The following is an 11,998-nucleotide window of genomic DNA, read 5'->3' on the forward strand; positions in this document are numbered from 1 at the left end:
AATGATTAAAAGTATTTCAGTTAAAGGGTACAAAACTCTTCACGATTGCAAACTGACTTTAGGGAAAAGAAATATCCTTATTGGCGGGAATATGAGCGGAAAATCAAATATAATCGAGATACTTCAATTGGTTGGGAAGTATTTTATACATCCCACATATATTATGGAAGATGCATCATTAATTGCTAGAAGTACTTCAAGGAATAATTCGGAAATATCAATTCTTCTAGAATCAGAATTTGATAGTATCAATACAAGTCTAAACTTGCAATGGGATATTAATTATCAACAAAATAACAAAAATGAACCTGTCAAATTGGAAGCATATCAGTATGATTCTGTTACTAAGGCTGTAATAAGAGAATTATTTTATGGGTATTTTAAGCCATTATATTCTCCGATTTTATGCTACAAGGATATCCATACAAATTCACAATCCCCAATTCGTCAGCCACAAAGTGCCGCACCATTTAAATACCTAAATAATGTTGGAAGTAATTTAGCTAACATTTTACTGAAGTATTTTAATGACGATTCCTTTCGAAGTGAATTAAAAAAAATCATGAAAGCAGTAAACCCGGATTTTATGAATATTTATGTTGATCAAGTGGTTGGTAACTTTATCAACATTACTTGGAAGGAAAAGAATTTGGAGAGAGACTTATACGCAAGCGACCTTTCCGATGGCACACTTCGGCTGCTTTGTTTGTGTGCAATTTTACTGCCCAATTCCATTGTTGAGCCTCCAAAACTCATTTGTATCGATGAACCTGAATTGGGGTTATATCCAAGAAGAGTATTACCCATTCTTGCAGAAATGATAAAGAATAAGTCGGAAGAAAGCCAAGTCATTATCACCACTCATTCACCGGAACTTCTGAATTATTTTGACTTGGAAGATGTGGTAGCTTTAGAAAGGGAAGATGGAAAAACAAAGTTTATTCGCCCGTCCGATAAAAAAGAACTGGAGCAATTGCTAAAAAGCTATGAGTATTCGTTATCCGATTTATGGCTGACGGGTAAATTTGAAGAAAAAAGTTAATTTTTTCCACCAAACCCTTTATGAAAATTAATCTCCTTTTCGAAGGAATTTCAGATAAAGAATCTTTTGAGGTTCTTTTAAAGGAAGAAATTCAAACTCTGAAAACGAAAAAATTTGAAGTCAACGCCAACGACTATGGTGGAAGAAAAAGAGGGTTTACGAGAATACTTCCAAAAGAGATAAAATCGTCGTTTGAAGTTTATTCTGCAGATTATGTATTTGTTCATATTGATTCCGAAGAGGATAGTAAAGAACAAATGAACGAAAACATTGAGAAAATGAAAAGGTCAATACCAGTAGATTTCCATAATAGAGTTTTTTGGATAGTGATTCGGAAAAATCTTGAAAGCGTACTCTTGGCAGGCTGTTTAGAAAAGGAGAGAAACTTTGAAGAAATTCAGAAACCAAAGAAAGCAATAAGGGGAATTTTTGGCATGAAGTTAAAAAAGGGTTATATCGAAACCATTGATGCAAAAGAATATATATCACAAGTGAGTAAGGAAAGAATTCTAAGCAGAATCTCGGGTGTGAAAGATTTTCAACAAGGGTTGAATCAAATAAGCGAATTCGGTTGAGTGGCACCTTAAATGTTATAACAAAAAAAAGCGCGGATTTCTCCGCGCCTTTTTCATTTTAAGAAGAGTGATTCGGTTACTTTTCTTCCACCGGTTCATCGGTTTCTTTCTCACTGTTTTCCTTCGTGACATCCACAAACACAAGGTTATCGTTTTTCTTGCTGTATTTGATTTTGATACCGCTGCCTTCTGTGAATTTTCCTTTAAGCAATTCCTCTGCCATTGGATCCTCAACATACTTTTGTAACGCCCGACGAAGCGGCCGTGCGCCAAACTGTTGATCATATCCTTTGTTGACAAGGAATTCTTTGGCCGGCTTTGTAATCTCAATCGAAATTCCCATTTCACGAATACGCTTGAAAAGCTTATCCGCTGTGATATCGATAATGCGGAAGATGTGTTCCTTTTCAAGTTGATGAAACACAACCACATCATCAATACGATTTAAGAATTCCGGATTAAAGACGCGCTTTAAGGCATCTTCAATCGTTGATTTCATATTGTCGTAACGGCTCTTTTCATCCGGCTTCGAAAAGCCCATTCCGGCTCCCATATTCTTAATATCGCGTGCACCGATATTCGAGGTCATAATGATAATCGTATTACGGAAGTCCACCCGTCTTCCCAAACCATCGGTCAAAATGCCGTCGTCGAGAACCTGCAATAGAATATTAAAGACATCGGGGTGCGCCTTCTCAATTTCATCCAATAGCACCACGCTGTATGGCTTGCGGCGAACTTTTTCTGTAAGCTGACCACCTTCTTCATACCCAACATAACCGGGCGGTGCGCCGACAAGGCGAGAGACGGAGAACTTTTCCATATACTCACTCATATCAATTCGAATCATTGCATCTTCTGAGTCGAAGAGATACCGAGTTAAAGCTTTGGCAAGTTCTGTTTTTCCAACACCGGTTGGTCCTAAGAAGATAAAAGAACCAATCGGGCGATTCGGATCTTTCAAGCCCGCACGCGTACGCTGAATTGCTCTTGATATTTTCTCAATGGCTTCATCTTGCCCAATAACTTCTGCCTTTAAGATTTCAGTCATCTTCAAAAGCTTATCCGATTCAGATTGAGCGACCTTCAAAACAGGGATGCCGGTCATCATTGCAACTACGGCCGCGACATTTTCTTCCGCAACATCATAAATCTTCTCGGAGGTTGATTTTTCCCATTCCTGCTTTGCTTTTTCAAGTGAATCAATTAATCGCTTTTCTTGATCGCGAAGCCGTGCCGCTTCTTCAAAATTTTGAGACTTAACGACCTGATTCTTTTGTGACTTTATATCCTCAATTCGCCCTTCGAGTTCCAAAATTTCCTTTGGCACATGAATATTTGAAAGATGAACTCGTGCACCGGCCTCATCCATTACATCAATGGCTTTATCGGGTAAGTGACGATCGGTGATATAACGGTCGCTCAGTTTCACCGCCGATTCAATGGCTTCTTTGCTATAACGAACATTGTGGTGAGACTCATACTTTTCTTTAATGTTTTGAAGAATAGCGATGGTGTCCTCAACGCTTGTCGGCTCGACCATAATCTTTTGGAATCTGCGATCAAGTGCGCCGTCCTTTTCGATATACTGACGGTATTCATCAAGTGTTGTAGCACCAATGCATTGGAGATCGCCACGAGCAAGTGCAGGCTTAAAGATATTGCTGGCATCAAGAGAACCCGAGGCTCCGCCGGCACCAACAATCGTGTGGAGTTCGTCGATAAAAAGAATCACATCTTTTGATTTTTCAAGCTCATTCATTACGGCTTTCATCCGTTCTTCAAATTGGCCACGGTATTTTGTACCGGCAACTAGTGCCGCCAAATCAAGAGCGACAACGCGTTTGTCATAAAGCACTCGCGAGACTTTTCGTTGAACGATTCGAAGTGCAAGCCCTTCGGCAATAGCGGTTTTACCAACGCCGGGCTCACCGATGAGTACCGGATTATTCTTTTTTCTGCGGCTAAGAACTTGAGCGACGCGTTCAATTTCCTTTTCGCGACCAATGATGGGGTCTAACTTATCCTCCATTGCAAGCTTGGTCAAATCACGCCCGAAATTATCGAGCACCGGTGTCTTTGATTTTTCCATTTTTCGTGCCTCTTGTTGTTGTTGATATTGTCCCCCGCTGCCTCCTTGCGCGCCGCTTGCAACAGCGGTCGTGAGAGGGCTGCCGGATTTACCGCTCATGATGTTCTCAAGTTCCTCACGCACATTTTCATACATGATTCCGTGTGCTGAAAGAATTTGTGACGCCACATTTTCTTGATCCTTTAAAAGTGAAAGAAGTAAATGCTCTGTACCGATGATATCAGATTTGCAAATCTTCGCTTCGATGTAAGTAATTTTTAATACTTTTTCGGCTTGTTTTGTCAATGGAACATTACCCAAAGTAAGTGTTCCGCCTGTTGAGCGAACCGTATCCTCAATTGATCGTTTGAGTTTGTAAAGGTCGCAGCCTAAATTTTTCAGAATTCTTACAGCGATACCTTCCCCCTCTCTAATAATCCCTAATAAAAGATGCTCGGTACCAATATACTCGTGACCAAGGCGCAAAGCTTCTTCACGGCTATATCGAATAACATCTTGAACCCTATTTGAAAAATTGCCTTCCATAAAGTGTTGTATGATTGCGGAAAACTTAAAATCTTTAATTATTACTCTGAACGCGGGTTAAAAAAAAGTGTTTGAAATAACATGATAGACTTCTTCAAGGGTGAATTCGATATTATCAATCGTTGAATTGCCTGAAAAGTAAGACTTCTAATAAAACGGTTCAGATTTTCTTAACGTTTTATGAGTAAATACACGCCCAACAACTTATCGGTCAATTAATTCTTATAGACTTCATATCGGAATTACCAATAATATACGATAACCAAAAGAATAGGGATTTCCAAAGGAGATTTTTTCAAAGTCAACGAAAAAAAGCCGCCCATAAGGCGGCTTTATCTCTGAGAAAACTGTATTGACTTAGAATGTAAAGTTAAAAGTGACCCTCGGTTCTAAGCGACGAATCGGATCATATCGTATTATTGAGCTACCATCGCGTATCGGTTCAAAGGTCCAACTGTAAAACAGTGAAACAAGCAAATATGGCATTGGCATGTAACCAAGTTCCGCTGTGGCGAGGCTGCGGTCGTCTAGGGTAAAGATTTCGGTTTCAAATCCCAAATCTCTTTTATAATAATCGGCTCTCAACACCACATTCGGAATGGCTTGATCAAGTCTTGCGGCAAGGTGTAATTGGCCTCCTCGACCAGAATTATAGAGGCGTTGGTAGCTTCCTAATAATCGAATTGTATTTAAGATTGAGCCGCCAAGATCGATATAAAATCCATCTCCCGGAGAAACAAGGGCGGCAATTTCATTCGCTCTAGTAACCCCAACGCTATCGCCACTTGTGGCTCTAAAACGATCTTGTTCATAAAGCGCATCGAAATAGGCAAATTGAAATTGATTGCCAATCACACGGTGTTCAAATCGAGAACTGAGTACCAAGACATTAGCAATTGCATTTATCGATACATTAACGCCAATAGCAGCGCCGCTTCCATAATTGGCATATTTCACAAAGTCTGCATATAGATCTGATGAAATCATTGGCAATCGAAGTAGGGGCAGGCCAAGGTCAACGCCATAGGCAATAAAGGAACCGTTGTCCGTTGCTGTAATGAAATTGAAGGGTGTTTGACCGTTAATTTGAGATCGATTAGAAATACCATTGGTGATTAAATTGGTACGATTTCTGAAGTCTCCCGCAAAAGTTGCCCCAACTTCCAAGTCTTTGATAATCGGAATTGATAATGATGTCAAAGGTCGATAAAATCCTCGGAATCCGACTAAGCCAAAAGTGCTCACATCATTAATAAAGGATTCGAATCCAAAGTTGCCTAAATCAAGGTCGAATTCAATTCCTATTCTTCTTGCATCATAACTTGCATTATTGCGATACATAAAAACGGTTGTTCCGTGCCCTAAGCGAGTGGCGTCTAATTGTCCGACTCGAATATAAAGTGAATCTTGATCCTTTAGCCCATATCGAACATAGCGGATTATTCGCAAATAGCTTGAAATTCCATCTTCCCAATCCTCGGCACGCAAAGTTCCATCCGTTCCAAATCGAAGATTAAGGTCAAACCCAATCCCAATCTTTCCTAAGCCAATATCCGGCGACATGTTAAATGTATAGTAAACCTTATCTCCAAAGGTGGTAATTCCAAGCCCTCCAACAAATGCTTGAGGATTTGAAACGGCGTTAAACACACCAAATGCATCATACGGAGTCATTGATGAAGTTACTCCTGCTTCGGGTGATGCAGATTGCCCGGGAGGGGGAAGGGTTTGAGAGTAAACACTTATGGCAAAGAAAAACAAGAGGTGTAGCGAGGTCAGTCGCTTAAATGATTTTTGATTCCGATAAAATTTTGACATAACGATGGTTTAGTATTTAAATGAAATGCTGAGTGAATGATGTGATTCTGAAACTCTGAAAGTTACACGTTCAATGGTGTGCCACAAATTCATTTTTACGAGCGGGTGATACGATTCACACTATTGGCCTCTTCCCGTAACAACCACATATACGGTGGCTAAGATAATTTTTACATCCATTTTTAGGCTCATATTTTCAAGGTAATAAAGGTCATACTTCATCCGTTCAAGCATTTCCTCGACGGTTTCGGCATAACCATATTTTACCTGTCCCCAACTTGTTATTCCCGGTTTCACTCTGTGAAGCCGCCGATACTGAGGGGCAACCTTCGTGATTTGTTCTATGAAATGTGGTCGTTCAGGCCTTGGACCAACAAGCGACATATCTCCTTTTAATACATTCCAAAATTGAGGGAATTCGTCAATTCGGTACTTTCGCAGCTGTTTGCCAAGTGGTGTAATTCGTGGGTCATCTTTTGTGGTCAATTTTGGCCCATCCTTCTCAGCATCGGCACGCATCGTTCGAAACTTATAGATATAAAATTCTTTTCCGTGAAGGCCAATTCGGATTTGTTTATAAAAAGTAGAAGCTTTTGTGTCGAATCGAACAAGGAGTGAAATAATCAACCAAATTGGACTTCCGCAAATCAAAACAAGTAAAGACACAAGGATATCCGAAAGTCTTTTTAGATTTTCAGAAAGTGGAGATAAAAGCGGTGGTGTTAAATCCAAAAGGGGTGTCCCGTAAATTTGGGTGGTTTTCACAACCCCTGCCACCACATCATACATATCGGGCAGAACTTTAATACCAAGATTTTTCCCTTCACATTTGCCGATAATTTTTACCAAGTCGTGATGGGAAGCAGTTTCGGCCGCGATTAAGACTTCTTTGATTCTTTCTTTTGAGACAAGAGAGTCAAGGTCGTCGATGGTTCCTAAGATGTTCAATTCGCCCTTTAGGGTTGAAAGCGAATCATTTAAGGGATGAATTTTTTGGGGTAAGGCTTGGGTCGGGATACGATTTTCGTCAGCTTGAAGTAAAACAGAATCTGAGGTTTCATATACAAAACCTCGAATGTCCACCCCTAAGGCAGGATGTCGAACAATATCGGCAGCGAGCTTCCTTGCCCGATTTCCGGTTCCGATAATTACACCGTAGCGCCTCCGTGACCCTTTCACCAATCTGCGGCGACGAATTGTTCGATCAACCACCCGTCCTATTGGGAGAAGTAAACAGAGAAGCGCCCAATAAATTAATGATCCAATCCGTTGAGAATAAGGGCGAACGATGCCGGAGGGTTCTTCAATTAAGACATCATCAGCAAAGATGAGAATAAAAATGAAAATTGAACCAACTGTAATCGCTTGAATGACAGTAACAATTTCTTCATATCGTGAGCCGAATTGCCAAGTGCGGTATAAACCAAATAGCCAAAATAATCCAAGCCAAAAAATGGTCATCGCAATCATTGGGAGTGCATACATTGTAGCTTGTTCGCTGAAAGCAATGTGTGGAATTTGCTCGCGGAAAAACTTGTAGACTAAAAATGCGATGTTAATAAAAAGGACATCCAAAAGGAGAATTAAAAAACGCTCGTTGAGGATTTCTCGCTTATCTTGCTTTGTTTTTAACTCGAATTCTTCCTCAAAACCCTTTAACGGATGACTTGGGAGAGGCATTGGTGCCTTATTGAGTTGAACAGACATATCGGTTTAGCGAGAGTGATGAGCGTTTGCAGTGAAATTTCAATGTTTCTTTATTCGGCAAAATACCACCTTTTTTCAATTCAATGGGTAGAAGGGTCGTAACCCTAATTGACGAAATCGAAAGGTTAATTTAAGATATAACGCAAGTATTTATTAACATTTTCTAAAACGCGATTTGGCTAAATTAAACCCTAATTAAAACTGTAGCGTTATGCCATTATTGACGACTTTACCTGCATTTGCAAAACTTTCCGCCCATTATAAAGAAATTCGCTCCGTACAAATGAAGTCATTATTCGACAATGACCCATTGCGATTCAAAAAATTTTCAATTTGCCAAAGTGAATTGCTCCTCGATTATTCCAAAAATAGAATCAATGAAACAACCCTTTCACTCCTTCTTCAGTTAGCCAAAGAAGCGGGCCTTGAAGAGATGCGAGCCAAAATGTTTTCTGGAGAAAAAATTAACTTTACCGAAAATCGCGCAGTGCTCCATACAGCGCTCCGAAATCGCTCTAATCGCGCGATAAATGAAGGTGGGAAGGATGTTATGCCTTCTGTGAAAGCTGTCCTTGAAAAAATGAAACGCTTTGTTGCTAAAGTTTCAAGTGGTGAATGGAAAGGGTATAGTGGAAAAGCGATAACGGATGTCGTCAATATCGGAATCGGCGGCTCCGACCTTGGGCCTTTGATGGTTGTGGAAGCATTAAAACCGTTCAATTCAAAAAGTAAAGGGGGTACTGAATTAAAGCTTCACTTTGTATCAAATGTGGATGGCACTCACATTGCCGAAACCCTCAAAAAACTAGTCCCTGAAACAACTTTATTTATCATTGCATCAAAAACTTTTACAACCCAAGAAACGCTTGCCAATGCGTATTCAGCAAAAAAGTGGTTTTTAAATTCAGCCAGAAACGAAGCGGAAGTAAAAAAACATTTTGCAGCTCTTTCAACCAATGCAAAAGCAGTCAGCGCATTTGGAATCGATACCGAAAATATGTTTGAGTTTTGGGATTGGGTTGGCGGAAGGTATTCATTGTGGTCGGCAATTGGCCTTTCGATCGCGCTTTCAATCGGTTTCGAAAATTTTGAAGCCTTGCTTGAAGGCGCTTTTGAAATGGATGAACATTTCAGAAATGAGCCATTTGATCACAATCTTCCTGTCATTTTGGCACTGCTTGGGGTTTGGTACAATAATTTTTTTGGGGCAGAAAGTTATGCGATTCTCCCCTACGATCAATATCTCTATCGCTTTCCGGCTTATTTTCAACAAGGGGATATGGAGTCTAACGGGAAAAGTATTTCTCGAGAAGGAGAAAAAGTAAACTATCAAACCGGACCGATACTTTGGGGTGAACCCGGTACAAACGGCCAGCATGCCTTCTATCAATTGATTCATCAAGGTACAAAACTCATTCCGTGCGATTTTATCGCAGCCGCAAATTCTTTCAATGATTTAGATACGCCTTTAGGTAAGCATCACCAACTTTTGCTCTCAAATTTTTTCGCTCAGCCTGAGGCACTCATGAAAGGAAAGTCGGCTGAGGAAGCAAAAGCGGAAATGGAAAAAGCAGGACTGACCGCCGATGAAATTAAAACCATTTTACCTCATAAGGTTTTTGAAGGGAATCGACCCACAAATTCAATTTTAATCAAAGAAATAAACCCAAGGAATCTCGGAGCTCTGATTGCACTCTATGAGCATAAAATTTTTGTTCAAGGGATTTTATGGAATATTAATTCCTTTGATCAATGGGGTGTCGAACTTGGAAAACAGTTAGCAAAAGCAATACTACCCGAACTTCAAGGAGCAGAAAATGTAAGCTCACATGATTCGTCAACCAATGGATTAATTAACACCTATAAGACACTTCGTCACACGATGTGATAAAAAAATTATTCTTTTTGAACTTCTCTCGTTTAAGTCATTATGAATACGATGATTTAACGAATTCCAATAGACTGAAATGATGGATCAGAAATCACAAGTGCAGCTAATCAAGTTACTTGAAGAGGAAAGCAAAATGACCGAAAGAGTGCTTTCAGTCTTAAAGGATACAGTGTTGCCCGTACAAATATCCAACAATACTCGGCCAATTGGTCAACTTGCTTGGCATATTGTTTATACAGTTGGCGAAATGCTTTCGAAAACTGGCTTGAAGGTTGAGGGCTATACGGAAACCCTCCCAAGTGAAATTCCGGTAGGGACAACGGTAAGTGAGCTTCTGACACTTTATAAACAATTTATCAACTCAGCGATTATCTCGTTGAAAGATTCTTTTCCCGATGAAAAGCTTTTTGAATCGATAAATTTGTACGGTGAAGATTGGACAAGGGCCTATGCGATTGAAGCGATGGTAAGGCATGAGATTCATCATCGCGCTCAGTTGATTTTCTTACTTCGAGCAGTTGGATTTAAAGTGCCCGGTCTCTATGGGCCGGCGCAAGAAGAGTGGCAAGAAATGGGACTACCGATTCCTAAATGATTTTAACGAAAATGACGAAGATTTATGAATGAAATGATTGCGCGATTGACAAGTAAGCGAAAAAAAAAGGAACCTGCCCCTAAAAAAGGGGTCACGCGAAACTTAGCCTCACAAATGGGAAATGAGCCCTTGGAATTTAAACCGATTCAAGGTGCAAAAACTGTTGAAGATTACTTAATGGCTTTAGAGCCTTATCCTGAAATCAAAAAGACCGTTGAATCACTCATCGAACTTATTCGAAAGGCGGTTCCAGATGCCCAAGAAGGAATTAAATTCAGAATACCGTTTTACTCCCATCACGGATTTTTGGTTTATATCAATCCGCAAAAAAACCGCATTGCCTTGGGGTTTTGTCAAGGTCAAAAATTGCAGCATCCAATGGTTATAGGAGAAGGGCGACTTTCGCGACACATTTTTTTCAACTTTGGTGAAAAGCCAAAAAGCGGGGTGTATGAGGCAATCATCCAAGCCGCATTAATTAACGAAGAAAATGCAAGAATAAAGGCGCTTTCAAAATCTACGCGGCGAAAAAACGCAGCCAAAGTTTGAATGTTTGAAAGGAAATAAATGGCAATTCCTGTTCTTTTTTTTCCTCAAGTTCTTGTTGGAGCTTCATTGCTCGTTTTTTTGGGAATCGTTTTTTACAATTTGGGTCATCTCAAATTTCTGAAAGCGAATCCAAATGAAAGTCAAATTTCCCCTTCATCTTTAACCACCTTTCCAAAAGTTTCCATATTAATCCCCGCCCGAAATGAAGAAGCCGTTATTGAAAATTGTATCCGTTCGCTCGCCACGCTTGACTATCCGAATTTCGAGATCATTGCCCTAAATGACCATTCTTCTGACAAAACCGGCGCGATTCTTGACTCTTTGAGCCGAGAAGTGAATAACCTCACGGTGATTAACGGACTAAGGCTTCCCGAAGGATGGATGGGAAAATGTTGGGCATGTCATCAATTATTCATAAAATCCTCCGGCGAATTGCTACTTTTCACCGATGCCGATACCATTCATCACCCGCACTCTCTGAAACGTGCTGTCACGACTTTATTCGAAGAAAAGGCTGATATGCTTACGGCCATTCCTTTTCAAATCATGAATTCGTTTTGGGAAAAGCAAGGGGTTCCATTGATTCATTTGCTGATTATGGCATTCTTGCCTCTCGCTCAAATTTGGCGGTCAAAAAATGAAGCTTTTGCCTTTGCTTGTGGTCAGTACCTATTATTTACCCGAATAGCTTACGAAAGGTCCGGCGGTCATGAATCCGTGAAAAATGCGCTTGTTGAAGATGTTTGGCTTGTCAAACAAGTAAAACGAAGCGGCGGAAAGCCAATGGTATTTAATGGAATTGATGCGGTTTCATGCAGGATGTATGACTCATTTGAGGGTGTTTGGAAAGGGTTTTCAAAAAATTTATTTGCCGGAGTCGGTTATAATACCTTAGGAATGATTGCTATACTTAGTCTTTTTGCAGTTATTTTTTTAAGCCCGATTGTTACACTCATTGCATTGAGCATTGCAAACCCCTTTCCAAGCCAACTGGAGTTCATCCCTCCCGTATTAAACATCATAATTGCTTTATTAATAAGAACCTTGATTGCGTGGCGATTTCAACTTCCGGTTATCTCGCAAACAATTTATCCCATTTCAATTATGCTTTTTATTGGAATAGGATTCAATTCAATCCGATGGATCAAATTTGGCAGCGGAGCAGAGTGGAAAGGTAGAACTTATAATTTTTCAAAAAATTGAA

The 11,998-nt window shown here is 40.0% G+C and carries 9 protein-coding genes; 6 read left to right on the forward strand and 3 right to left on the reverse strand.

Features of this window, described 5'->3' with window-relative positions; translation table 11 throughout:
- The first annotated feature begins 1 nt into the window (after window position 1).
- Together SFU91_12805 and SFU91_12810 are read left to right on the forward strand one after the other, a co-directional pair.
- Window positions 2-1,042: an AAA family ATPase gene (locus tag SFU91_12805; protein ID MDX2129905.1), complete on the forward strand. Its 1,041-nt coding sequence runs from the start codon at window positions 2-4 to the stop codon at window positions 1,040-1,042.
- Between the two features lie 20 nt (window positions 1,043-1,062).
- Window positions 1,063-1,617, forward strand: coding sequence for a hypothetical protein (locus tag SFU91_12810; GenBank protein MDX2129906.1), 555 nt, complete (start codon window positions 1,063-1,065; stop codon window positions 1,615-1,617).
- A gap of 76 nt (window positions 1,618-1,693) precedes the next feature.
- Here SFU91_12810 and SFU91_12815 read toward each other — a convergent pair whose 3' ends face one another.
- The 3 genes from SFU91_12815 to SFU91_12825 all read right to left on the reverse strand — a co-directional run bounded on the left by SFU91_12815 (window position 1,694) and on the right by SFU91_12825 (window position 7,759).
- Window positions 1,694-4,234, reverse strand: coding sequence for an ATP-dependent Clp protease ATP-binding subunit (locus SFU91_12815; protein MDX2129907.1), 2,541 nt, complete (start codon window positions 4,232-4,234; stop codon window positions 1,694-1,696).
- A gap of 357 nt (window positions 4,235-4,591) precedes the next feature.
- Window positions 4,592-6,052 (reverse strand): hypothetical protein, encoded by a 1,461-nt coding sequence (locus SFU91_12820; GenBank protein MDX2129908.1) that lies wholly within the window; start codon window positions 6,050-6,052, stop codon window positions 4,592-4,594.
- Window positions 6,053-6,172: 120 nt separating this feature from the next.
- On the reverse strand, window positions 6,173-7,759 hold the full coding sequence (locus tag SFU91_12825; protein ID MDX2129909.1) for a sugar transferase: 1,587 nt from the start codon (window positions 7,757-7,759) through the stop codon (window positions 6,173-6,175).
- Window positions 7,760-7,970: 211 nt separating this feature from the next.
- Here SFU91_12825 and pgi point away from each other — a divergent pair, with 211 nt between their 5' ends.
- The 4 genes from pgi to SFU91_12845 all read left to right on the forward strand — a co-directional run bounded on the left by pgi (window position 7,971) and on the right by SFU91_12845 (window position 11,997).
- Window positions 7,971-9,647, forward strand: coding sequence for a glucose-6-phosphate isomerase (pgi, locus tag SFU91_12830; GenBank protein ID MDX2129910.1), 1,677 nt, complete (start codon window positions 7,971-7,973; stop codon window positions 9,645-9,647).
- A gap of 79 nt (window positions 9,648-9,726) precedes the next feature.
- Complete coding sequence (locus SFU91_12835) at window positions 9,727-10,245, forward strand: DinB family protein (protein MDX2129911.1); 519 nt, start codon at window positions 9,727-9,729, stop codon at window positions 10,243-10,245.
- Window positions 10,246-10,269: 24 nt separating this feature from the next.
- Complete coding sequence (locus SFU91_12840) at window positions 10,270-10,794, forward strand: DUF1801 domain-containing protein (protein MDX2129912.1); 525 nt, start codon at window positions 10,270-10,272, stop codon at window positions 10,792-10,794.
- Between the two features lie 18 nt (window positions 10,795-10,812).
- Window positions 10,813-11,997 carry a glycosyltransferase gene (locus SFU91_12845; GenBank protein ID MDX2129913.1) on the forward strand — a complete coding sequence of 395 codons (1,185 nt, stop codon included), beginning with the start codon at window positions 10,813-10,815 and terminating at the stop codon, window positions 11,995-11,997.
- Window position 11,998: the final 1 nt, after the last annotated feature.

The organism is Chloroherpetonaceae bacterium (assembly GCA_033763895.1).
Classification (GTDB): domain Bacteria; phylum Bacteroidota; class Chlorobiia; order Chlorobiales; family Thermochlorobacteraceae; genus JANRJQ01.